This is a genomic window from Halomonas sp. XH26 (genome assembly GCF_024138895.1).
Lineage (GTDB): Bacteria > Pseudomonadota > Gammaproteobacteria > Pseudomonadales > Halomonadaceae > Vreelandella > Vreelandella alkaliphila.
Genome location: NZ_CP071889.1, coordinates 1,095,708 through 1,117,674, shown reverse-complemented (window position 1 = coordinate 1,117,674; position 21,967 = coordinate 1,095,708). Strand labels below are relative to the sequence as shown.

Here is a 21,967-nt window from a genome sequence, read left to right as displayed (position 1 = left end):
CTTGTAGTTCGGAGGTTACCTTGCACATCGCTGATGTGACCATGTTTCACGCCCCAGCAAGCGGCGGCGTTCGTACTTATCTGCAAGCTAAACACCGGGTGCTAGCGCACACGGCAAACCTACGCACTAGCCTGTTAGTGCCGGGAGCTGAGCGCGATAGCCTGGGTGACCACCACACCTTGCCAGCGCTACACCTCCCCTTGGGCCAGGGCTACCGCTTTCCGCTGAGGGGGTCACGCTGGCGCGATGCGCTGATTGATCTTAAACCTGATCTTATCGAGGCTGGCGACCCTTATGTAACGGCGTGGGCAGCCCTCGCCGCAGGCCAAAAGCTTGGGGTACCGGTGGTAGGCTTTTATCACTCAGACCTTCCGCGCTTAATGGGGGATCGCTTTGGCCGCTACGTTGAGAAACGCTTAACGCGCTATGTCAAAGACCTCTACTGCCAATTTGATAGCGTGCTGGCACCCTGTAACGCTATGGCTAATCGATTAAGGGAGTGGGGAGTCGATAACGTTCGCGTACAGCCATTAGGGGTCGATTTAAACCATTTTCACCCCCAGCAGCGAGATCCCGCCTTCCGCCAAGGCATGGGTATTCCCAGCGATAAAAAGCTGCTGATCTTTGTCGGTCGCAATTCCCGCGAGAAAAATATTGATGTGCTGCTGGCGACGATGCGCCAGCTCGGCAGTGATTACCATTTATTGCTGATGGGTCCCGGCATGCCCCATCAGGTACCCAACAATGTCACTGTCGTGGATCGCTGCTGCGGCGCACATGAAGTGGCCAAAGCACTTGCCAGTAGCGATGCCCTTTTGCATGCGGGCACTCGGGAAACCTTTGGCTTGATCGCTCAAGAAGCGATGGCCTGCGGTATCCCTGTCGTGGGTGCCAGGGCCGGCGCACTGGCCGAAAATGTGCCGTTAGGCGCTGGCATTCTGTGTGAGCCACTCAACCCGGATGCCATGGCCGAGGCATGCACAGCCTTGTTCAGTAATGACATCGCTGCCAGCGGGCGTTATGCCCGTCATTTTGTCGAACGACAGTTCAGTTGGGATAGCGTTATCCAGTCTCTTCTCGAGCACTACATCGACCTTTGCAAAATTGAACGGCCCAATGCCCTCGTCCACCACCACTAAGCCCCAACGACTACTGCGTTTTCGCCCGCTGCATGGTTTGCTACTGGCGGGGGCGCTCTTGGCTCCGCTAGTGCTTACCACTTGGCTGGGCGGTGCTGAGGCGCTGCAGCGTATTAAACATTTTCCATTCGCGTTATTGCTGTTGATGCTGGTATTAGCGTTTCTGTGTTGGAACCTGAATGCAACAAGGCTGCGGCTAATGTTAGGTGGCCGTGCAGGGCAACTTGGTCAACGTGGTGCACTGGGCATCGAACTGGCATCAAAGTTTGCGTTGTGCGCTACGCCTGGAGGGAGTGGAGGACCAGCCACTCTACTTATCCTGCTTGCACGACGAGGCTTTCCTCCCGCCAAAGGGGCAGCGGTGTTTTTGATTGACCAAGGCTGTGATTTGCTGTTCTTCCTTACCATGCTGAGCGGTTTGGTGCTCTTTTCGCTGGCCAGCGATACCCAGTGGCCGCATCAGTCACTAGTACAGTGGTCACTGGTCGGTTTAGCATTTATGGCGACGCTGGTCAGTGGTGTGATGTGTTATTTACCCAGCCTGCTGCGTGCAGGTGGCGTTATAACGACATGGCCAAGCCGTTACCGACGGCGCTGGTTAGTAAGGCGCTTATTACGATGCCGATATGCGCTCAAGGTCACACTCGCGCTTCCTTTTACGACGCTGCTCGCGATGATGATGCTTACCGCAGCGCATTGGCTAATGCGCTATAGCTTACTCTATGTCGCGGTGCTGGGCGTGGGCGGCCATGCCGATTGGATGTGGACGTTTTTAACCCAAATGCTGGCCATGGCGGCCAGCCAGCTGAGCTTTCTTCCTGGCGGCGCAGGTGCCGCCGAAGTGGGCGTTGGCAGTTTGTTGCTGCCCTTGATGGAACGCGAGCAGGCCGCAGCAGCCGTCTTAGTGTGGCGACTGGTGAGCTACCACCTCTATTTAGCGGTGGGGGCGCCACTATTTATTCTGTACAGCTACCGAATGCTACGCAGAAAACCCGACCATAAAACGCCGGAAGGATAACCATGCACCAACGAATAAGGGCGCCCCGAGGGGCGCCCTTATCGCGTGCGACTAGAGGTCGATGGCTTACCAGCCAGTGACTTCTTTCAGTGCATCGCCGATTTCAGCCAGAGAACGCACGGTTTTAACACCAGCATCTTCCAGGGCAGCAAACTTCTCATCCGCAGTACCTTTACCGCCAGAGATGATTGCGCCCGCATGGCCCATACGCTTGCCAGGAGGTGCAGTGACACCGGCAATGTAGGAAACCACAGGCTTAGAAACGTTGGCTTTGATGTAAGCCGCTGCTTCTTCTTCAGCCGTACCACCGATTTCACCGATCATCACGATCGCTTCGGTTTTCGGGTCTTTCTCGAACATTTCAAGAATGTCAATAAAGTTAGAACCTGGAATCGGGTCACCACCGATGCCTACACAGGTAGACTGACCGAAACCATGGTCAGTTGTCTGCTTAACGGCTTCGTAAGTCAGGGTGCCTGAACGCGACACGATACCGACTTTACCCGGCTGGTGAATGTGGCCCGGCATGATGCCAATTTTACATTCGCCAGGCGTGATAACACCTGGGCAGTTCGGGCCGATCAGACGTACGCCCAGCTCGTCACATTTTACTTTTGCTTCGAGCATGTCTAGCGTCGCGATACCTTCGGTGATGCACACGATCAGCTTGATGCCAGCGTTAGCAGCTTCAAGAATCGAGTCTTTGCAGAACGGTGCCGGAACGTAGATCACGCTGGCTTCCGCGCCGGTTTTCTCGACCGCTTCTTTCACGGTGTTGAAAACGGGCAGGCCCAGGTGCGTCTGGCCGCCTTTGCCCGGCGTAACACCACCGACCATTTGCGTGCCATAGGCAATCGCCTGTTCGGAGTGGAACGTGCCCTGGCCACCCGTGAAACCTTGGCAGATGACCTTGGTGTTCTTATCGATCAGGATGCTCATTACTTGCCCTCCGCTGCTTTTACAACCTGCTGAGCCGCGTCGGTCAGACTGGTAGCAGCGATGATGTTCAGACCGCTAGACGCCAGTTTTTCAGCGCCCAATTCAGCGTTGTTACCTTCCAGACGCACAACCACTGGAACGTTAACACCAACTTGTTCAACAGCACCGATGATGCCTTCAGCAATCATGTCGCAACGAACGATACCGCCGAAGATGTTCACCAGAACCGCTTTGACGTTGTCATCAGACAGAATGATCTTGAACGCTTCTGCAACGCGCTCTTTGGTCGCACCGCCGCCAACGTCCAGGAAGTTAGCAGGCTTGCCGCCACTCAGGTTGACGATGTCCATGGTGCCCATGGCCAGGCCAGCACCGTTAACCATGCAGCCGATGTTGCCATCAAGCGCTACGTAGTTCAGTTCCCACTTCGCTGCATCAGCTTCACGCTGATCTTCCTGGGAAGGATCGCGCATCGCTTGAAGGTCCGGATGACGGTACAGCGCGTTGCTGTCGAGTCCCAGTTTCGCGTCGAGGCAGTGCAGATTGCCTTCGTCGGTAATAACCAGCGGGTTAATTTCTAACAGTGCCAGATCTTTGTCATGGAACAGCTTAGAAAGGCCCAGGAAGATCTTGGTGAACTGCTTGACCTGGTCGCCTTTAAGGCCCAGAGCAAATGCCAGCTCACGCGCTTGGTAGGGCTGTGCACCAACCAACGGATCGATTTCGGCTTTCAGAATTTTTTCTGGCGTTTCTTCTGCAACGGTCTCGATTTCAACACCGCCTTCAGTAGAGGCCATGAAGACCACGCGACGAGTGGTGCGATCAACGACGGCGCCGAGATACAGCTCGTCAGCGATATCGGTGCAAGTCTCAACCAAAATTTTAGCAACCGGCTGACCTTTTTCGTCAGTCTGGAAGGTTACCAGGTTCTTGCCTAACCACTGCTCGGCGAAAGCTTTTGCTTCAGCCGGATCTTTAATCAGCTTAACGCCGCCCGCTTTACCGCGGCCGCCAGCGTGAACCTGGGCTTTAACCACCCACATGTCACCGCCGATCTTTTTACACGCTTCTTCAGCTTCTTCGGGAGTGTCCACGGCAAAGCCTTTAGACACTGGTAGACCATAATCAGCAAACAGCTGTTTGCCTTGATACTCGTGAAGGTTCATCGATTCATGCCATTGGTTGCATGTGACTCGAACGATGACCCGCTGCTTTAAAAGAGCGGGGCATCCCCGTACCTTCGTCCCCGCTGATTTCTCACAGAGCCGAAAGTGTTGCGCCACCTGACGGTGGCGCTTGGTTGTTGCTTAGCGAATTACTTGCGCTTCTTACGGTTAGCCATATGAATGGCATGGCCATCTACCGCAAGAGCTGCTTCGTGCACAGCTTCCGACATAGTCGGGTGTGCATAGCAGGTCAGAGCCAGGTCTTCGGCGCTGGAGCCGAATTCCATTGCAATCACGCCCTGGGCAATCATCTCACCCGCGTGCTGACCAACGATATGCATGCCGAGAATACGGTCGGTTTCCGCATCGGCGATAATCTTGGCGCTACCTTCGGTGGCGTTGTTCGCCATCGCACGACCACTTGCCGCGAACGGGAAGCTACCGGTCTTAACTTCAATGCCTTTCGCTTTGGCATCTTGCTCAGTCATACCGACCCAAGCTACTTCCGGGAACGTGTAAATCACGTTCGGAATCGTGTCGTAGTTCATCTCGGCTTTGTGACCAGCGATGATATCAGCGACCATGATACCTTCTTCAGATGCCTTGTGCGCCAGCATGGGGCCACGCACACAGTCACCAATGGCATAAACACCGGGTACGTTAGTGCGGCACTGGTCATCAACAAAGATAAAACCGCGTTCGTCCAGCTCAACGCTCACACCATCAGCAATCACACCCTTGGTGTACGGACGGCGACCAACGCAAACAATCAGCTTGTCGAAGATCATTTCCTGTTCGCCATTGGCATCGGTGTACTTAACGATGACTTCGTCGCCGTTGGTTTCCGAACCAGTCACACGGGCGCCCAGTTTAATATCCAGCCCCTGCTTTTTGAGCAGTTTCTGCGTTTCTTTCGCGATCGCCGTATCGACCATCGGCAAGAAGCTATCCATCGCTTCCAGAACAGTAACTTCAGAACCTAAGCGGTTCCAAACACTACCCAGTTCTAGGCCGATAACGCCAGCACCAATAACGCCTAAACGCTTCGGCGCTTCCTGGAATTCCAGCGCGCCAGTAGAGTCAACAATCAAGCCTTCGGTTAGCGGCGTCGGCGGAATTTCAACCGGCACGGAACCTGCAGCAACTACGATGTTATCAGCGTCGTAAGTGGTGGTATTGCCGTCCAGATCGGTAACTTCAACTTGCTTACCGGAAATCACTTTACCGGTACCTTCAATAGCCGTAACGCCATTGGCTTTAAATAAGCCAGAGATGCCGCCGGTCAAGTTCTTAACGATCTTGTCCTTGCGAGCCATCATTTTTTTGACGTCCATCGTGACGTCACCGGCATTAATACCCATGTCGTCGAAATCGTGCTTGGCTTCGACGAACTTATGCGAGGCTTCAAGCAACGCTTTAGACGGGATACAGCCGACGTTCAAACACGTACCGCCGTGAACGACATTGCCTTCTTTACCAATCCATTTTTCAACACAGGCGGCTTTCAGGCCCAGCTGCGCAGCGCGGATAGCCGCTACGTAGCCACCGGGACCTGCACCGATAACGATCACATCAAACTTGTCAGCCATGTTGGCTCCTTTAGCTTGGTTGCCTCCCCCCATTTGAACCTAAAACGGGCAGGAGGCAAGGTGCGATTGCATTAGAACGCTAATACAGCAGAGGAGGCGGATCAGCGCGCTCCGTTATACGTCCAGCAGCAAGCGAGCCGGGTCTTCCAGCAGCTCTTTAATAGTAACCAAGAATCGTACCGCATCTTTACCATCAATCATGCGGTGGTCGTAGGACAGCGCCAGATACATCATCGGGCGAATCTCGACCTTACCATTCACAGCCATTGGACGATCCTGGATTTTATGCATACCCAGGATAGCGGTTTGAGGTGGATTGATAATCGGGGTCGACATCAAAGAACCAAATGTACCGCCGTTAGTGATAGTGAAGGTGCCGCCGATCATGTCATCCATGCCCAGCTTACCGTCACGACCACGCTTACCGAAATCAACAATGGTGCGCTCAACGTCGGCAATTTTCATGCTATCGGTATCACGCAGCACCGGTACAACCAAGCCACGATCCGTTGATACCGCAACGCCGATATCTTGATAACCGTGATAAACGATATCGGTACCATCAATAGAGGCGTTAACATCCGGGAAGCGCTTGAGTGCTTCAGAAGCCGCTTTCACAAAGAAGCCCATAAAGCCCAGCTTAATATCGTGGGTTTTCTGGAACGTATCTTTGTACTGCGCACGAAGCGCCATGATTTCAGTCATGTCCACTTCGTTATAAGTGGTCAGCATGGCAGCTGTTTGCTGTGCCTGAACCAGACGCTTAGCAATAGTTTGACGCAGACGCGTCATCGGAACGCGCTTCTCGACGCGATCACCTTCCACTGCCGGTGCGGCGGCGGCTGCTTTCGCCGGCGCTGAAGATTTCGCTGCTTTTTTGGCAGAACCATCTTTCACGGCTTTTTGCACGTCTTCTTTCAAGATGCGGCCACCTTTGCCGGTGCCCTCAATCTTGGCAACATCCAGATCATGCTCAGCAACCATCTTACGTGCCGCCGGCGCTAGGATCTTATCGCCGATTTTCTCATCAGAACCTTCATCATCGCTACCCGCAGCGCTTGAAGAAGAGGCACTGCTGCTCTCTTCACCAGCGCCACCAGCACCTTCGGTAAAGATGGCCAGAACCGCTTCGGATTCAACCTGGCTGCCTTCTTCGGCTTTAATTTCTGCCAGTGCGCCGTCGGCAGGTGCGACAACTTCTAGCACCACCTTGTCGGTTTCGATGTCGGCTAACACTTCATCGCGCTTAACCGCTTCACCTACCTTCTTGTGCCATGTTGCCACGGTGCCTTCCTGGATAGACTCAGGGAAGCTTGGGGCTTTTACGTCATGTTGCTTACCACCGCCGTTACCGCCGCTGGCTTTTTTCTCTTCGCTTTTCTCAACAGACTTTTTAGCACTAGCATCGTCAGAAGATTTTTCTTCTTTACTGCTAGACGCGCTGCCTTCACCGATTTTGCCTAACACTTGCTCTGACTCGACGGTCTCGCCCTCTTCGGCCATCACGTCAGTCAGGGTACCCGCTTCCGGTGCGACGACTTCTAGCACCACTTTGTCGGTTTCGATTTCAACAATCAGCTCGTCACGTTCGACGCTGTCACCCGGCTTTTTATGCCACGCAGCCACAGTGCCTTCGGCAACGGATTCCGGAAAGGTTGGCGCTTTGATATCAGTAGCCATGTCGTTTCCCTTATATGTTCTCTAAACCCGGTGGGCGCTTATAGGTTAAAAGCGTCTTCCACCAGCTGGCGCTGCTGTTCAGTGTGGACGGACATATAGCCCGCTGCCGGTGCGGCAGAGGCAGGACGTCCTGCAAATTTCAAATCACGTCCGAGGCCATCTTTCAGCATATCGGCGACGGCGCGCATGTGGTGCTGACTTGAGTACCAAGCGCCCTGGTTTAGCGGCTCTTCCTGGCACCACACGATGTCTTCCACATTGGCATACGCCTGGAGCACTTCCAAAAGTTCTTCTTTCGGGAAGGGGTAGAGTTGCTCAAGACGAATAATCGCCGTGTCATCACGCTCGTTTTCTGCACGCCAGTTGGCTAGGTCGTAGTACACCTTACCGGCACACATGATAACGCGAGTCACCTTTTCTGCTTCAAGATTCGCCTGATCCGGTAGCACCATGTAGAACTTGCCGTGAGCAAGATCCTCTAGGCTAGATACCGCTTCTTTGTGGCGCAGTAGCGACTTCGGCGACATGATCACCAACGGCTTACGCAACGGACGAATGACTTGACGTCGCATCAGATGGTAAATCTGTGCGGGAGTCGTCGGCACACACACCTGCATGTTGTGCTCAGCGCACAGCTGCAAGAAGCGCTCTAACCGCGCGGAGGAGTGCTCTGGCCCCTGACCTTCATAGCCATGTGGCAACAGCATGGTCAGTCCACACAGTCGTCCCCATTTGGTCTCACCAGAAGAGATAAACTGGTCAACCACTACTTGGGCACCGTTGAAGAAGTCACCAAACTGGGCTTCCCAAATGACTAAGTCACCCGGCGCTGTCGTGGAGTAGCCGTACTCAAACGCCAGCACAGCCTCTTCCGATAGGAAAGAGTCGTGAATGGTAAAGCGCGGTTGACCGTCTGACATATTCTGCAGCGGTACGTACGTAGAACCATCTTTCTGGTTATGGATAACCGCATGCCGGTGAGAGAACGTCCCACGACCAACATCCTGACCGGTAATACGAATCGGATGCCCCTGATCAAGCAGCGTGGCATACGCTAGCGTTTCAGCGAAGCCCCAGTTAAGCCCCATGCCGCCCGCCTGCATTTTGCGACGGTCTTCATAGATTTTAGCGACTTGACGCTGAACTTCGACGCCATCAGGAATCTCGCACATTCTCGCGGCCAACTGCTGCAGACGCTTCATATCGAAGGTAGTGTCTGCATCACCGGTCCACTCATGCCCTAGGTAGGGAGCCCAATCCACAAAGAGTGATGTATTAGGCTCTTGCACCAAGGCATTGGCTACGTGATTGCCCGCCACAAGATCATCGCGGTAGGTTTCAACCATTGCCTTAGCGTCTTCTTCTGACAATACGCCCTGCTCGACCAGACGTTTTGCATAGAGTGAACGCGAAGAAGGGTGATCTTTAATCTTGGCGTACATCATCGGTTGGGTGCCCGATGGCTCGTCGGCCTCGTTGTGGCCACGGCGGCGGTAGCACACCAGATCAATAACAACGTCTTTCTTAAACTGTTGACGGTAATCCAACGCCACTTGGGTCGCATGGATAACCGCATCTGGATCATCGCCGTTAACATGGAAAATCGGCGCCTGAACCATCTTAGCAATATCAGTACAGTATTCGGTGGAGCGCGCATCCAAGGGGTTCGACGTCGTAAAGCCCACTTGGTTGTTAATCACGATGTGTACTGTGCCACCGGTTTTGTAGGCACGGGTTTGAGACATCTGGAATGTCTCCATGACCACGCCCTGACCAGCAAACGCTGCATCGCCATGAACGTTGATTGGCAGTACTTTGCTGCCCTCTTCATCATTACGGCGATCTTGACGTGCGCGTACCGAGCCTTCTACTACCGGCGCAACAATTTCCAAATGCGACGGGTTAAACGACATTGCCAAGTGAACTTCGCCACCAGGCGACATGACGTTAGAGCTGAAGCCTTGGTGATATTTCACATCACCAGAACCACGCTCAATCACCTTTTTACCGTCGAACTCGTCGATCAATTCAGCGGGATTTTTCCCCAGAATATTAACCAACAGGTTCAAACGGCCACGGTGAGCCATGCCAATAACAACTTCTTTAGTGCCATAGCCGCCGGAGCGCTGAATCAACTCGTCCATCATCGGAACAAATGATTCACCACCTTCAAGACCGAAGCGTTTGGTACCTGGATATTTAGACGCTAGGTAATTTTCCAAACCTTCGGCAGCGGTAAGGCGCTCAAGCACATGCTTACGCACATCGTCGCTGAATTTCGGCGCACTGCGCACCGATTCAAAACGCCGTTGCAACCAACGTTTCTCTTCGGTATCGACAATGTGCATGATCTCGCAACCGATAGAGCGACAATAGGTCTGCTCCAGCGCATCAACAATCTCACGCAGCGGTGCTTTATCAATACCTAAAAAAAACGAACCGGTCTGGAACTCGGTGTCAAGATCAGCTTTAGAAAGCTGATGAAATGACAGATCGAGGTCTGGGACGGGGGTGGGATTACGCAGTCCTAGCGGGTCGATATTGGCCTTCTGATGACCACGAAAGCGGTATGCGTTAATCAGCTGCAGGACCTTCACCTGCTTTTTATTCTCACCGCTATCGGAGGCGGCGGCTACCCGGCCTGGGCGACTTTCACGACCCAGTTGGTAGAACTGATCACGAGTGGGGCTTAGTGGAACATCGTGGGAGGCACTGCCCTCAGAACGAGGCAACTGATCAAAATAGCTGCGCCATTCATCTGAGACAGAATCAGGATCGGCGAGGTACTGCTCATAAAGCGCTTCCACGTAGTGGACATTGCCACCACTAACGTGAGAGGAACGCCACATCAACTCCATTATGCCTTGTTGCATCTCTCGGTCACCCTGCACTGATGGGGTGGTATCGGTATCGCTGCAATCGCGCAACGACATCGCTATTGCCCTGCCGGCGGGGCGGGACATATGCCGGCGGCGCCGACCGAAGGCCGGAAGCCCTATTCATACTAGCTGTAAGTACTACATTTTCACTACGTACCACTTCAGTACGCTCTATTTCATACGTACTATTATACCTTCGTCTACTTACTACGTTAATACGAAGGCTTCTTTTATCTAGTCGTGCTCAATCAGTTCATGCTCAAAAGCCGGTACTTGCGGCACCGGCTTTTAAACTTGACTGGCTAGGTAGTGCGACGTGTCGCCGCACCACCTAACGCCCCTATGATAACAAGCGAAGCGCCACGATTTAAGTGGCTTTGTGCAGCAACTTACGTAGCGATCGCATTTTTTTCATAGGATTAGGCGTTTACGTCGCATCAGCCAACAACATTTCACGAATTTTACCAATTGCACGGGTCGGATTTAGCCCTTTTGGACAAACCGCAACGCAATTCATGATGCCGCGGCAACGAAACACGGAGAACGGATCTTCCAGGCTGGTAAGACGTTCGCGGGTAGCCGTGTCACGTGTATCCGCAAGAAAGCGATAAGACTGTAGCAAACCAGCCGGACCGACAAACTTGTCTGGATTCCACCAGAAAGACGGGCAGGACGTGGAACAGCAGGCACACAGAATACACTCATACAGGCCATCGAGCTTGTCGCGCTCTTCTGGTGATTGCAGACGCTCAATCGCTGGTGCAGGCTCATCGTTCTGCAAGTATGGCTGAATGCGCTCGTACTGCTTATAGAACAGCCCCATATCCACAACCATATCGCGGATAACCGGCAGACCCGGCAACGGGCGCAAGGTCAGCTTATTGCCTTTCACAACATCTGACAGCGGCGTAATACATGCCAAGCCGTTTTTACCGTTCATGTTCATGCCATCGGAACCGCATACGCCCTCACGGCAGCTGCGACGGAACGCAAGTCCGCTATCCTGCTCTTTCATCAGATGCAGAACATCCAGCACCATCAGATCGCGGCCTTTAGTATCGACCTGGAACTCCTGCATATAGGGCGCGGAGTCGGTTTCCGGATTGTAGCGGTATACGGATACCTGAAGGTTAGACATGGTGACTCCCTCTCGTCAGTGCAGAGATTAGTAGGTGCGAACCTTAGGCTCGAATGTATCAACAGTTTTCGGCTTGAAGTTAACGTCGCGCTTCTTCAGCTCTTTCGTGGCCGGGAAGTAAAGCGAGTGCTTCAGCCAGTTGACATCATCACGGTCAGGATAGTCGTAGCGCGAGTGCGCACCACGGCTCTCATTACGCTCAAGGGCAGCAATCGCCGTTGCTTCTGCCACTTCCATTAGGTTATCAAGTTCTAAAGCTTCAACACGCGCCGTGTTGAACGCATTGGACTTGTCAGGCAGGTGCGCATTGGCAATTCGGCTGCGCAGATCCGCCAGTTTCTTGACACCTTCCTGCATATTCTTCTCTTCACGGAATACACCGAAAGAGGTCTGCATGATGTCTTGGAGCTCTGCTTTAAGCTCAGGAATGCTCTCGCCACCTTCCGATTCATTCCAGCGCGTAATACGTTTCATCGCTGATTCGATATCAGATTCAGAAGCATCCAGGTAATCAATACCTTCGTTCAGCGCGCCTTCAATAAACATCCCCGCCGCACGACCGAAGACCACCAGATCCAGCAACGAATTACCGCCCAAGCGGTTAGCGCCGTGAACCGATACACACGCCGCTTCACCACAAGCAAACAAACCGTTAACGATATGATCGTTGCCGCTTTCGTCCTGGGTAATTGCCTGACCATGAATATTGGTCGGAATACCGCCCATCATGTAGTGGCAAGTAGGCACGACAGGAATCGGATCTTTAGCAGGGTCAACGTGAGCAAACGTTTTCGACAGCTCAACGATACCCGGCAGGCGCTTACCAAGAACTTCTTCACCCAGGTGATCAAGCTTCAAGAAGACGTGATCGCCCTTCTCGCCACAACCACGACCTTCCAGAATTTCCATGACCATTGAGCGTGCAACAACGTCACGGCCTGCCAAGTCTTTGGCGTTCGGCGCATAACGTTCCATGAAGCGTTCGCCATCTTTATTGATCAGGTAACCACCCTCACCACGGCAACCTTCAGTGACCAGCGTACCCGCACCATAAATACCGGTCGGGTGGAACTGCCACATTTCCATGTCCTGCATCGGGAAGCCAGCACGTAACGCCATGCCGATACCATCGCCAGTATTGATCAAGGCATTAGTAGTAGAGGCGTAGATACGACCTGCACCACCCGTGGCCAGAACAGTGGCTTTCGATTTAACGTGGACAACTTCGCCAGTTTCGATGCACATGGCGATACAACCAACCACATCACCGTTGCTGTTTTTCACCAGATCTACCGCGTACCACTCATTCAAGAACGTGGTGTTGTTCTTGAGGTTGTTTTGGTAGAGCGTGTGAAGCAGTGCGTGGCCAGTACGGTCAGCGGCTGCGCAGGTACGTGCCGCCTGACCGCCTTCGCCGAAGTTTTTCGACTGGCCACCAAACGGACGCTGATAAATACGGCCATTATCAAAGCGCGAGAACGGCAGCCCCATGTGCTCAAGTTCAAACACCGCTTTCGGGCCTTCTGAACACATGTACTCAGCTGCGTCTTGGTCGGCAATGTAGTCGCCGCCTTTAACAGTGTCGTACATGTGCCAGCGCCAGTCATCGTTCGGATCTGACGATGCGATGGCGCAAGTAATACCACCCTGGGCAGAAACCGTGTGAGAGCGTGTCGGGAACACTTTGGACAGTACGGCTGTCTTTTTGCCAGATTTGGCAAGTTCTAAAGCAGCACGCAAGCCAGAGCCACCGCCACCGATGATAATGGCGTCAAATGTCAGGCTACGAAGGTTAGACATGTATCAAGCTCCCCACAGAATTTGAATGCCCCACACCAGATATACGAAGATGGCCAGAATAATCAGAGTCTGGGCACCCACGCGCAGGCGAGTGGACTTGAGATAATCGGTGGTGACCGTCCACAAACCGATCCAGGCGTGCGCTGCAATGGAGACAAATGCGAGCAGCGAGAAAATACGCATCCAAGTTTGATCGAACAGTCCACTCCAAGCGTAGTAATCCAGATTAGGATTGAGCAGCAGGTAGGCGACGATAAAGACGGTATATACAGCCAAGATTACCGCTGAAACGCGCTGCATTAGCCAATCGGATAACCCGCTACGGCCAAAACTTGTGATGTTGGTTACCATACCCAAACTCCTGCCAGGATGATCAGAACGACACTGACGACAACAGTGATTTGTGCTTTTTTCACGCCACCTTCTAGGGTCACGCCGATATCCGCATCCATCAACAGGTGTTTGATACCTGCTACAAAATGGAATGCCAATGCGGATAACAATCCCCAGGCAATGAACTTGGCGAAAAAGTTATTGGCCAATGCGTTGCTGACGGCATCAAAGCCAGCCGGAGACGATAGTGATTTACCCAGCGCCCAAAAAGCGAAAATCAGGCCAACGAAGAGGATGACACCCGTAATACGGTGTGTAATCGACGTTAGCGCCGGTAGTGGGAAATGTATCGTAGTAAGGTCTAAGTTTACGGGTCGTTTGCTATTCACGGCGTTATACACACTCTCTTGGCCCGCTCTGCGACAGGTCGGGCATGGCCCGAGCGGGCAGTGGTTGCTGGAAGGGGCTCGGCCGTTGCCAAGTCGAGCACGACCTCCTACCTGCCGGTCGCGCGCCGTGGATTATAAGAACCTTCGCCCCTGCTGACAAACCGAACTCAAGCTTAACTCGACTATGGTGCAAGAAAAATGAGGTCAACCTGAGTCGATTTTGCGTTGCAGCATGGTTATAGTGACAGGAGATTGATGGTTTGATAAGTCCGTTAACGTGTCGTCAACCCCCTGACGCCTCTACCACGAACTCCACGCTTATCATATACAAAGATTATCCAACACAACAACAGCTGTACAAGGATACCTAGCGCTTAGGCTAATTGACAAAATGTCGCACACTTCTATAGTAGGCGAGCCTTTTCGCCGGCGCGGTATGCGAAACAACGACATTACGTCCCAAACCGAATTCGAAAGGAGGCCAGCATGGCTGACAGGAAAGCGACATTGACGGTAGACGGTCTAGAACAATCGATCGAACTACCCATGTATTCCGGCACACTTGGCCCCGACGTCATCGACGTACGCGGCTTAGGTGCTGAAGGCCTGTTTACCTACGATCCCGGCTTCATGGCCACCTCTTCCTGCCAGTCCGCTATCACTTATATTGATGGCGGCAAGGGCGTGCTGCTTCACCGCGGCTACCCTATCGACCAACTGGCCAAAGAGTCTAATTTTGTCGAGGTATGCTACACCCTACTATTCGGTGAACTGCCTAACGATGAACAGTATGCAGATTTCGAGTCGCGCATTCGTAACCACACCATGGTGCACGACCAAATCAACAATTTCTTCAAAGGGTTTCGCCGCGATGCGCACCCAATGTCTATTCTTTGTGGCGTCGTTGGCGGCCTAGCTGCCTTCTACCATGACCACATGGACATTACCCAAGAAGAAGATCGCGTGATCAGCGCTATTCGCCTCATTGCAAAAATGCCGACCCTGGCCGCAATGTCGCACAAATATAATGTTGGCCAGCCGTTCAACTACCCCCGCAACGACCTGAGCTATGCAGAAAACTTCCTCTACATGATGTTCAGCAATCCGTGCGAAGAGTACAAAATCAACCCAGTGTACGCGAAAGCCATGGACCGCATCTTTATGTTACACGCGGATCATGAGCAAAACGCCTCGACCTCTACAGTACGCTTAGCAGGCTCAACCGGCGCCAATCCCTTTGCCTGTATCAGCGCCGGTATTGCGGCACTTTGGGGCCCAGCACACGGCGGTGCCAACGAAGCCGTACTGAATATGCTTGATGAAATTGGCGACGACTCTGAAGAAAACATTCAGAGGTTTGTCGACAAAGCAAAAGATAAAGACGACCCCTTCAAGCTGATGGGCTTTGGTCACCGCGTATATCGCAACTTTGACCCGCGCGCCAAAGTAATGAAAGAGACCTGTGATGAAGTCCTTGCCGAGCTTGGCTTAGCTGACGACCCGCAGCTCAAAATCGCCAAGCGCCTAGAGCAAATCGCCCTTGAAGATGAGTACTTCATTGAGCGTAAGCTGTATCCAAACGTCGACTTCTACTCTGGCATCATTCTCAAAGCCATGGGCATACCGACCAATATGTTTACCGTTATTTTCGCGGTATCTCGCACCATTGGCTGGATCTCTCACTGGCATGAAATGCTCAGCGAAAGCTACAAAATTGGCCGCCCACGTCAGCTGTATATCGGCCACGATATGCGCGACTATCCTAAAAAATAACGCCACGGTAACAACGTAGCGTGACTAGGATAATAAAAGGCCACCCACGGGTGGCCTTTTGCTTGTCGTAAATTCTCTTTTCTTTATTACTTTACACATAACATTCCAGCCCCCCCCCCTAATACTCATCACACACCCACAAGGTGCTCTATGCGAACCATCACTACTGTTGCTTTTATTGGCCTGGGCGTTATGGGCTACCCCATGGCAGGCCATCTTGCCAAACAAGGCCTTACAACGCGTGTTTACAACCGCACAAGCAGTAAAGCAGATACCTGGGCAAACGAGTATGGCGGCACCGCACATGCCACCCCCAAAGAAGCCGCTGACGGCGCTGACCTTGTTTTGATATGCGTAGGCAATGACGACGACGTCAGGCAAGTAACTATCGGCACCGATGGCGTGCTGAGCAGCATGACAGCCGGCACCTATCTCATCGACCACACGACTGCCTCTGCAGACCTTGCTCTGGAATTAGACACCACCTGCCGCGAGCAAGGTGTAGCCTTTTTAGACGCCCCCGTCTCCGGCGGGCAGCAAGGGGCTGAAAATGGCGCGCTGACGATTATGTGTGGTGGTGAACAGACACACTTTGACGCTGTCCACCACATCCTTAATCACTACGCCCGTGCCGTCACACTGATGGGCAGCGCTAGCAGTGGCCAACTTACTAAAATGGTTAACCAGATATGTATTGCTGGCTTAGTGCAAGGTCTTGCCGAAGGTCTTCACTTTGCTGAACAAGCAGGACTGGATCAACAACAAGTAATTGATGTGGTATCCAAGGGTGCTGCTGGCTCATGGCAGATGGAAAACCGCCACAAAACGATGATTGCCAATGAGTACAATCATGGCTTTGCAGTGGACTGGATGCGCAAAGATTTAGGGATTTGTTTAGAGCAAGCTCGTCGACTGAGCGCCACGCTACCCGTCACCGCCCTTGTTGACCAATTTTATGCTGATGTGCAACGCATGGATGGAGGACGCTGGGACACTTCGTCGCTTTTGAAACGCCTCCAAAAGCCAGAATAATGCTTGACTTTTAAGCGTCTCGATCTTGAAAAGGGTTTTCCACACTATCTGTGGATAACCCTGTTCACAACCACTACAAAACGTCCCACAATCGCCATGAACAGTGACCCAGCCTTAAATTGATCATTTTTTAACCTAATATAACTTATTGATTTAAAAGGAATAATTCTAAATCACTGATTTTTTGAGACAACAGCCCGAGGTTGTGCACAACCCCTTCCGCAAACTTGCAAAAGTGGACAAGTCAAGCACAAAATCGTCCAAAAACGCTTGAAATGAGAATGATTTCAGCCAACAGCCATAATAACGGGAACGCAAAAACCGACAGATGAGTTGCCTCATTGCCTTTAATTAAAATGCGTATTTTGAGAAATGTTTGCCGACAATAAATCTGCAAATAAATTTCGGGGAAGTAGGAGGTGGCGTCCCATAGGGGGTTCGAACCCCTGTTACCGCCGTGAAAGGGCGGTGTCCTAGACCACTAGACGAATGGGACGTTATTAACCTAAATAAATAACGGCCTTGAGACGCCATATTGAAAACTTTGAATTGAAAATTAACAACCAGAGTTTTCGATATTGGTGGAGCCTAGCGGGATCGAACCGCTGACCTCAACACTGCCAGTGTTGCGCTCTCCCAGCTGAGCTAAGGCCCCACATGTCTCGAAGACGGAGCGTATGTTACTGATTACGCCCGCCTTCGTCAAGCCTTTCAAGCACCCTTTTCAAGCACCCGTATCACAGGCACCTCTGGAAAGCCCGCTAGTGCCAAGCCCTAAACATCAACTAGGCATTAGAGATCACGAAACTCTTTTTCAAAGCGTTTGGCTTGCTTCTTAGAAACACCGCCTAGTACTTCAATGGCATTACGTAGCCGTGCTCGCGTCACGTCAGAACCTAAGATCGCCATGGCATCCATTACAGAGGTACTCGACGTACTGCCAGTAATGGCAATAAAGACAGGGGCTAGGAAAGCCTTCATCTTAATATCGAAATGCTCAACAAGCACTTTAACCTCAGCTAAGAGCACCTCTTTCGACCATGCAGGCACGGCTTCAAAACGCCACACCAAGAACTGCAGCAGCTTAACCAGCTCTTCTTTCTCAAGCTTCACGCTAGCAAAGTCGTTTTCCGTTAGCGCAGGCAACCCTGAGAAGAAATGCCCCGCCAGCGGGATTACTTGGGAAAGGGTTTCCACACGAGGACGCACCTGAGGAAGTATTTGCTTCACGTACTCTTCATTGAATGCCCATTCCCGAAGCGCCTGAAGTAGCGCGTCGTCATCTAAGTCTTCACGAATATAAACGCCGTTCAACCAGGTCAGTTTTTCCAAATCAAACACTGGCCCACCTAACGATACTCGCTGAATATCAAACTCAGCCATCATATCTGACAGGCTAAACTTCTCGCGTTCGTCAGGCATCGACCAACCCATACGGCCTAAGTAATTAGTGACGGCCTGAGGCAAGAATCCCATACGACGATAATAGTTAATCGACGTCGGATTTTTGCGCTTGGATAGCTTGGACTTATCGGGATTGCGCAGCAGCGGCATATGGCACAGCTGCGGCATTTCCCAGCCGAAGTATTCATAAAGTAACTGATGCTTAGGCGCTGAATTAATCCACTCTTCACCGCGCAGTACATGGGTAATGTTCATTAGGTGATCATCAACCACGTTTGCCAGATGATAGGTAGGCATGCCATCTGACTTCAGCAGAATTTGCGCATCAACTTGCGCCCATTCAACTTCGATTGTGCCGCGCAACATATCGTTCACCACACAAACGCCGGTACTCGGCACCTTCATACGAACGACATAAGGCCAACCTTCCTGTTCACGACGAGCCCGCTCATCCGCAGCCAACGCTAAATCAACGGGCTTCAAAGCCAAGTGCATACCAGCCGCTTTGCGAGCTTCCCGCAGTTCATCCAACTCTTCACTGGTGCGGTAACACTTAAAGGCATGCCCCGCATCCATAAGTTGCTGGGCGTACTGAGCGTAGATATCACCACGCTCGCTTTGCCGATACGGGCCGTGAGGGCCGCCCACATCAGGGCCCTCATCCCACTCCAGCCCCAGCCAACGTAACGAATCTAAAATCATCTGTTCTGATTCAGCGGTAGACCGAACCCGATCGGTGTCTTCAATGCGCAGAATGAACTGGCCACCGTGCTGGCGCGCAAAACAGAGATTAAACAGCGCGATATAGGCAGTACCTACATGCGGATCACCCGTTGGAGAAGGCGCGATACGAGTACGAACGGTCATCAAAATGTCCTTTTGGCAATAAAGCGTCTCGCCATTATACGCACCCTTACGGCAACCAGCAGTACCTTGCAGGGAACGAGTTTGACTTAAAAGCGTCTGATCAAAAGTTGGAAGCTCACTGATAGGAAGATGCGCGTTAAAGCACAATCGCTTAGTATGGCGCAGCCCCTATGATTCGTGTCCATACTTGAGAGCGCCTCGCGATTTTTAGTATGCACAGAGCGCCGCCGAATAGGGTGGAAGTACACTCAACGAGCTTGTTTAGCTCATCGATAGGAAAATGAAATGGAATCGCTAGGCTCACGTATAAAGCAACTGCGGCTTCGGGCCAAGCTCAACAAAGCTGCCCTCGCACGTAAAGTAGGCGTATCAGATGTCACCATTTCTTACTGGGAATCCGGTGCGATCAAACAAATCGGCCACGAACGCCTTGTTGCGCTCGCTGATGCCCTTGATTGCTCTTTGGCAACCCTGCTAGAAGGTGACAGCGCCGCCCCTCTGTTGACCCTGACACATACTGGTCCCCTCCCCTGGGAACAGGTTCAGGCAACTATGATGACGGTGCCGCATCATCTGCCGTTAAAGATTGACTGGAAAGCTCCCTGCATAATGGCAACTCCCGGCCAAGAAACGGATTTCTCACCGGTGTCAGCAGGCGACTTAGTGCTATTAGGCCCTACCCATGTGTTTCACAAAGCTGGTCATTATCTGATCCAGCAAGAACAAGGTTATGTTATTGAGCATTTTGCTAAAGCGCCCAGTGACACCACCATACATGCGGTACTGCTAGCACACTGGTCTCCTGCCTAAAGCATCTTTATCTCCCCCACGTCCTACATTTCTTCAACTACGTCCACCTGGTCGCGCGTACGTCTTGGTTCACTGCCCACTAAGAAACTGCGCGAGTAGGTGGCAACCTGGCCTAATCCATGGCGAGTTTGACTAACCAGCTCGCCAGCCAAGTGCTCCCCTTCACTGCCAATGCGCGCCTGAACCACTTCTGGCTGCACAGATGCTACTGAAAGCTGGACCTGCACAATATATCGTCCATCCGGTAAGCCACTGCCAGAACCAAAGGGGCCAGCATTAAACTTCTCTTGCGAAACACTGGTACGCTCCTGCCAGCGCACGCGGCTTATCTCACGCTCAATGGTTACCTGAATAAGAGCGCCGTCCGGCAGGTTGGTTTCGCCTTCTACCATTAAACGACGATCAGAGCGCAGAGAGGCCCTAGCCGAAATGGCTACAACGAGAGGATCGACCACCTTTTGTGGTCCGGCGCTTTGCTGTGGGCTAGGCACTTCAACGACCGGCTCAGGCGGCTCTGAGTGTGACTCCTCCTCCTGACCGCCACAGCTAGCCAGCAGCAGCACGCTCACCAACACTAAACTGATACCACCTAGTGTCTTATGCATAGAGACTCCTCAACAACGAAATATCAGCTTACCACTGCCTAGCCCTCATCACATTGAATTAGACCGCAAAAGAAGCAAAGTGCTGCAGGGCTCACAGGGGTTATTTCATTGACAAACGAAACTAATTTCGTTTTGTAGATTCAATACCTACGCGCCGGACTTTGAACAAGCGACATCTTCCACCTTTGCCGGCCTCTACCTTCACAATTGAGCAGCGCCTGCTTTGTACTCAAACCCGCTTTTTGCGTACAATCGCTCGCCAATGACTCCCCCGCTGTTAAGCAACCACGACTGGCTTATACCGCATCGGATGATGCAAGTGATTGATATGACTAAAGCAAGCCCAGCAGACGCTGCTCGTCTGTTTTCTGTGGCCCCCATGATGGACTGGACAACCCGCGATTACCGCGCGTTTGCACGCACGTTAACCAAGCGGACATTGCTGTATACCGAGATGGTGACCACTGGTGCCATTTTGCATGGAACGCCCCGTGAGCGCTTTTTAGGCTATAGCGATGTAGAGCATCCGATAGCGTTGCAGCTGGGTGGCAGCGATGCGGGAGAGCTGGCCGAGTGTGCAGCCATTGCCGAGGCGTGGGGTTACGACGAGGTCAATCTGAATGTCGGCTGCCCCAGCGACCGAGTGCAGAACAATATGATTGGCGCTTGCTTGATGGGCTACCCTGAAAAAGTGGCAGCGGCGGTGCAAGCTATGCAGGCGGCAGTGTCGATTCCGGTCACGGTTAAGTGCCGTATTGGGATTGACGATCAAGATGAAGATGCTGACTTGGCGCGGTTTATTGAGATTGTGGCGGCGGCAGGTTGCAACGTCTTTACCGTTCACGCGCGCAAGGCATGGCTGCAGGGTTTGTCACCTAAGCAGAACCGGGATGTCCCCCCCCTTAACTACCCCCGCGTGCATCGTTTGAAGCAAAGCCATCCTGAGCTGCATATTGGCATTAATGGGGGGATCAAAACCCTTGCCGAGTGCAAAGCCCAGCTTGAGCACGTAGACAGTGTGATGGTGGGCCGCGAGGCGTATCAGAACCCGTGGCTACTCGCTGGGGTGGATGAGCAGCTGTTTGGTGAAGCAGGGCCTGCACGCACGCGCCTGGAAGCGGCTAACGCGTTTCGCCCCTATATTCAGCAGCGGCTGGATGAAGGGGCCAAGCTGAATCACATTACCCGCCATTTGCTGGGGTTATTTCAGGGCTGTCCCGGTGGCAGGCGTTTCCGTCGCCATCTGTCTGAGCACGCGCACAAAGAGGACGCGGGCCTGCGGCTTTTCGATGAAGCGCTTAGCTTAGTTCGCGAACCCGAAACAGAGACTCAGGAAGCACTACAGCCCGCATCCTAGTTGGACTGCGGGCTGCCGTTAGCTACAGTCGAAACTTGCCTAGCGGTTT

The 21,967-nt window shown here is 52.6% G+C and carries 17 protein-coding genes and 2 tRNA genes; 6 read left to right on the top strand and 13 right to left on the bottom strand.

Annotated elements, in window-relative coordinates:
* Positions 1 to 20: 20 nt before the first annotated feature.
* Positions 21 to 1,139, top strand: coding sequence for a glycosyltransferase family 1 protein (locus J4377_RS05125; RefSeq protein ID WP_198348449.1), 1,119 nt, complete (start codon positions 21 to 23; stop codon positions 1,137 to 1,139).
* The gene (locus J4377_RS05120; RefSeq protein WP_198348450.1) at positions 1,117 to 2,157 is read left to right on the top strand and encodes a lysylphosphatidylglycerol synthase transmembrane domain-containing protein; all 1,041 of its coding nucleotides are present in this window, start codon (positions 1,117 to 1,119) and stop codon (positions 2,155 to 2,157) included. The genes J4377_RS05125 and J4377_RS05120 overlap by 23 nt, the downstream gene beginning before the upstream one ends.
* 66 nt (positions 2,158 to 2,223) lie before the next feature.
* Here the strand turns inward: J4377_RS05120 and sucD are convergent, their stop codons facing one another.
* The 9 genes from sucD to sdhC all read right to left on the bottom strand — a co-directional run bounded on the left by sucD (position 2,224) and on the right by sdhC (position 14,070).
* On the bottom strand, positions 2,224 to 3,096 hold the full coding sequence (sucD, locus tag J4377_RS05115) for a succinate--CoA ligase subunit alpha (RefSeq protein ID WP_009722518.1): 873 nt from the start codon (positions 3,094 to 3,096) through the stop codon (positions 2,224 to 2,226).
* Positions 3,096 to 4,262 carry an ADP-forming succinate--CoA ligase subunit beta gene (gene sucC, locus J4377_RS05110; protein ID WP_095602385.1) on the bottom strand — a complete coding sequence of 389 codons (1,167 nt, stop codon included), beginning with the start codon at positions 4,260 to 4,262 and terminating at the stop codon, positions 3,096 to 3,098. Before sucC ends, sucD begins: the two co-directional genes overlap by 1 nt.
* A gap of 149 nt (positions 4,263 to 4,411) precedes the next feature.
* Entirely contained in the window at positions 4,412 to 5,851 is a 1,440-nt protein-coding gene (lpdA, locus tag J4377_RS05105) for a dihydrolipoyl dehydrogenase (RefSeq protein ID WP_198348451.1), read from the bottom strand.
* Between the two features lie 114 nt (positions 5,852 to 5,965).
* On the bottom strand, positions 5,966 to 7,531 hold the full coding sequence (odhB, locus tag J4377_RS05100) for a 2-oxoglutarate dehydrogenase complex dihydrolipoyllysine-residue succinyltransferase (protein ID WP_038482415.1): 1,566 nt from the start codon (positions 7,529 to 7,531) through the stop codon (positions 5,966 to 5,968).
* A gap of 38 nt (positions 7,532 to 7,569) precedes the next feature.
* A complete protein-coding gene (locus J4377_RS05095; protein WP_038486567.1) occupies positions 7,570 to 10,404 on the bottom strand; it encodes a 2-oxoglutarate dehydrogenase E1 component in 2,835 nt (944 codons plus the stop codon).
* Between the two features lie 433 nt (positions 10,405 to 10,837).
* Positions 10,838 to 11,548, bottom strand: coding sequence for a succinate dehydrogenase iron-sulfur subunit (locus J4377_RS05090; protein ID WP_009722513.1), 711 nt, complete (start codon positions 11,546 to 11,548; stop codon positions 10,838 to 10,840).
* A gap of 27 nt (positions 11,549 to 11,575) precedes the next feature.
* The gene (gene sdhA, locus J4377_RS05085; RefSeq protein WP_009722512.1) at positions 11,576 to 13,348 is read right to left on the bottom strand and encodes a succinate dehydrogenase flavoprotein subunit; all 1,773 of its coding nucleotides are present in this window, start codon (positions 13,346 to 13,348) and stop codon (positions 11,576 to 11,578) included.
* A 3-nt stretch (positions 13,349 to 13,351) separates the two neighbouring features.
* Positions 13,352 to 13,699, bottom strand: coding sequence for a succinate dehydrogenase, hydrophobic membrane anchor protein (gene sdhD, locus J4377_RS05080; RefSeq protein WP_038482412.1), 348 nt, complete (start codon positions 13,697 to 13,699; stop codon positions 13,352 to 13,354).
* Complete coding sequence (sdhC, locus tag J4377_RS05075) at positions 13,693 to 14,070, bottom strand: succinate dehydrogenase, cytochrome b556 subunit (RefSeq protein WP_171880175.1); 378 nt, start codon at positions 14,068 to 14,070, stop codon at positions 13,693 to 13,695. Before sdhC ends, sdhD begins: the two co-directional genes overlap by 7 nt.
* Before the next feature lie 486 nt (positions 14,071 to 14,556).
* Here sdhC and gltA point away from each other — a divergent pair, with 486 nt between their 5' ends.
* Complete coding sequence (gltA, locus tag J4377_RS05070; protein ID WP_253487221.1) at positions 14,557 to 15,843, top strand: citrate synthase; 1,287 nt, start codon at positions 14,557 to 14,559, stop codon at positions 15,841 to 15,843.
* Positions 15,844 to 15,993: 150 nt separating this feature from the next.
* Positions 15,994 to 16,875 (top strand): NAD(P)-dependent oxidoreductase, encoded by an 882-nt coding sequence (locus J4377_RS05065; protein WP_095602387.1) that lies wholly within the window; start codon positions 15,994 to 15,996, stop codon positions 16,873 to 16,875.
* Positions 16,876 to 17,295: 420 nt separating this feature from the next.
* On the opposite strand, the gene J4377_RS05060 is transcribed toward J4377_RS05065, so the two are convergent.
* The 3 genes from J4377_RS05060 to gltX form a co-directional block, all read right to left on the bottom strand.
* Positions 17,296 to 17,371: transfer RNA gene (locus J4377_RS05060), tRNA-Glu, on the bottom strand.
* An 83-nt stretch (positions 17,372 to 17,454) separates the two neighbouring features.
* Positions 17,455 to 17,530 (bottom strand) — tRNA-Ala (locus tag J4377_RS05055).
* Positions 17,531 to 17,667: 137 nt separating this feature from the next.
* The gene (gltX, locus tag J4377_RS05050) at positions 17,668 to 19,146 is read right to left on the bottom strand and encodes a glutamate--tRNA ligase (protein ID WP_253487219.1); all 1,479 of its coding nucleotides are present in this window, start codon (positions 19,144 to 19,146) and stop codon (positions 17,668 to 17,670) included.
* Positions 19,147 to 19,431: 285 nt separating this feature from the next.
* Between gltX and J4377_RS05045 the strand changes: the two genes are divergently transcribed.
* On the top strand, positions 19,432 to 19,956 hold the full coding sequence (locus J4377_RS05045; protein WP_038482396.1) for a helix-turn-helix domain-containing protein: 525 nt from the start codon (positions 19,432 to 19,434) through the stop codon (positions 19,954 to 19,956).
* A gap of 23 nt (positions 19,957 to 19,979) precedes the next feature.
* On the opposite strand, the gene J4377_RS05040 is transcribed toward J4377_RS05045, so the two are convergent.
* Positions 19,980 to 20,561 carry a hypothetical protein gene (locus tag J4377_RS05040; protein WP_253487218.1) on the bottom strand — a complete coding sequence of 194 codons (582 nt, stop codon included), beginning with the start codon at positions 20,559 to 20,561 and terminating at the stop codon, positions 19,980 to 19,982.
* A 328-nt stretch (positions 20,562 to 20,889) separates the two neighbouring features.
* Here J4377_RS05040 and dusA point away from each other — a divergent pair, with 328 nt between their 5' ends.
* On the top strand, positions 20,890 to 21,918 hold the full coding sequence (dusA, locus tag J4377_RS05035; protein ID WP_253487209.1) for a tRNA dihydrouridine(20/20a) synthase DusA: 1,029 nt from the start codon (positions 20,890 to 20,892) through the stop codon (positions 21,916 to 21,918).
* The last annotated feature ends 49 nt before the right edge of the window (positions 21,919 to 21,967 follow it).